This is a genomic window from Intestinibacter sp., assembly GCF_051866655.1.
Classification (GTDB): Bacteria; Bacillota; Clostridia; order Peptostreptococcales; family Peptostreptococcaceae; genus Intestinibacter.
On sequence record NZ_JBJDXL010000004.1, the window covers coordinates 1 to 1,961 of the forward strand.

Consider the following 1,961-nt stretch of genomic DNA (forward strand, 5'->3'; position numbering starts at 1 on the left):
AATATAGATATTCTATTTTTATGCCTTGGATATAATATTAATAAATTACATTCCAAAATAATAAATAACCGTTTAGGTGTATCTTTATTTAAACAAAATGAAGTAGCTTAATATGTAAAAAAAAATAAAATTAACTACTTCTTTTTGTTGTGCCTAAATTTATACAAATCTAAATGATTTTAAGCGTTAGCTTCAATTTCATTCATAAATACAAAAAAGGAAGTGAATACAAAATAGATTTTACTCTATTTTGCAACACCCCCTTTTGTCTATTTTAAGTTAAATTATAATTTAAAATTTAGTATTAAGCATTAGCTTTAGCAGCTTTGTAAGCTTTTAATCCTTCAGCTAATAATTTACCAGCAGCTCTTAAATCTTCTTCTTTTAAGATGTAAGCAAGTCTTATTTCGTCAAGTCCAAGACCAGGAGTTGCATAGAATCCAGCAGCTGGAGTAGCCATAACTGTAGCTCCATCCATACGGAATTCAGTTAACATCCATTTTACGAAGTCTTCAGCATCGTCAACTGGTAATTTAGCAACTATATAGAAAGCACCCATTGGTTTTTCACATATAACGCCTTCAGCTTTCATTAATTCTTCGTATAATACATCTCTTCTCTTGCAGTATTCATCGTTTACTTCTTTTAAGTAAGAAGCTGGAGTTTCGTTGAATAATGCAGCAGCACCTAATTGTTCTATAGTAGCTATACATAATCTACCTTGGCATAATTTCATAACTTCGCCCATGAATTCTTGGTTCTTACAAGCTATAGAACCTATTCTAGCACCACAAGCGCTGTATCTCTTAGATACAGAGTCTATTATTATACATCTGTCTTCGATTTCTTTTACGTTACCGAAGCTAGTGTAGTCAAGTCCTTCATATATGAATTCTCTATAAACTTCATCAGCTACTAACCATAAATCGTTTTCTTTAACTATTTCAGCTAACATATAAACTTCTTCTTTAGTGTATACGCAACCAGTTGGGTTACCTGGGTTAGAAACTAATATAGCTTTAGTTTTGTCATCTATTTGAGCAACTATTTCTTCTTTTGATGGAAGGTGGAATCCGTTTTCAGCTTTAGTAGTTATAGGTTTAACTTTCATTCCTATAGATTGTCCGAAACCATTGTAGTTAGTATAGAATGGTTCTGGTATTAAAACGTTATCCCCTGGATCACACATAGCCATGAAAGAGAATAATAAAGCTTCACTACCACCGTTAGTTACTATTAGATCTTCAGCAGCGAAGTCCATATTGTAAGTTTTGTAGTATTTTTGTAATGCTTCTATTAATTCAGGAAGACCTTGAGATCCAGCATATTCAAGAACTGGTTCTTTAAAGTTTTTAACTGCTTCGAAGAAACATTCTGGAGTTTTTATATCAGGTTGTCCTATATTTAAGTGATAAACTTTTACTCCGTCTGCTTTAGCTTTAGTAGCTAATGGTGCAAGCTTTCTGATTGGAGAAGATTGCATAGATTTTACTCTGTTAGAAAATTTCATTGAAGAATACCCCCTTGTATTTTAAAAAATATAATTAGATTTATAACATCTTGAATAATTAGATTTATACATCTTAATCTATTAATATATTAACATAAAATGGAAGAAAAATCATCGTTTTATGAAAAGTAAAAATCGCATTAAATGACAAAAAATATCAAATATTCATTTTATTGTAATTATTTATAAAATTAAATTAAAAATGTTCTTTTTTATGATTTAAATTATAAAAAAATATAGTTAAATATATATAATAAGGTATAATAAATAGAAGGAAAACAACAAAAAATAATTAATATGATAAAAAATAATTAATACGATTAATTCGATAAAATTAAAAAAGGAGAAAATTTTATGAAATTTATATCATGGAATGTAAACGGAATAAGAGCCTGCGTGACTAAAGGCTTTTTAGATTTTTTTAATGAGGTAGATGCAGATATATTTTGTC

At 28.8% G+C, this 1,961-nt stretch carries 1 protein-coding gene and 1 pseudogene; one reads left to right on the forward strand and one right to left on the reverse strand.

Going from position 1 to position 1,961, the window contains the following annotated elements; translation table 11 throughout:
* Positions 1 to 304: 304 nt before the first annotated feature.
* Complete coding sequence (locus ACI3VO_RS00100) at positions 305 to 1,510, reverse strand: pyridoxal phosphate-dependent aminotransferase (protein ID WP_439755958.1); 1,206 nt, start codon at positions 1,508 to 1,510, stop codon at positions 305 to 307.
* Positions 1,511 to 1,864: 354 nt separating this feature from the next.
* Between ACI3VO_RS00100 and ACI3VO_RS00105 the strand changes: the two are divergent.
* A pseudogene (locus tag ACI3VO_RS00105) lies at positions 1,865 to 1,961 on the forward strand (exodeoxyribonuclease III); the annotation flags it as partial.

Bases quoted from the DNA above. Each gene is read 5' to 3' on its own strand.
- ACI3VO_RS00100 (WP_439755958.1), bottom strand. From the start codon at position 1,510: ATGAAATTTTCTAACAGAGTAAAATCTATGCAATCTTCTCCAATCAGA.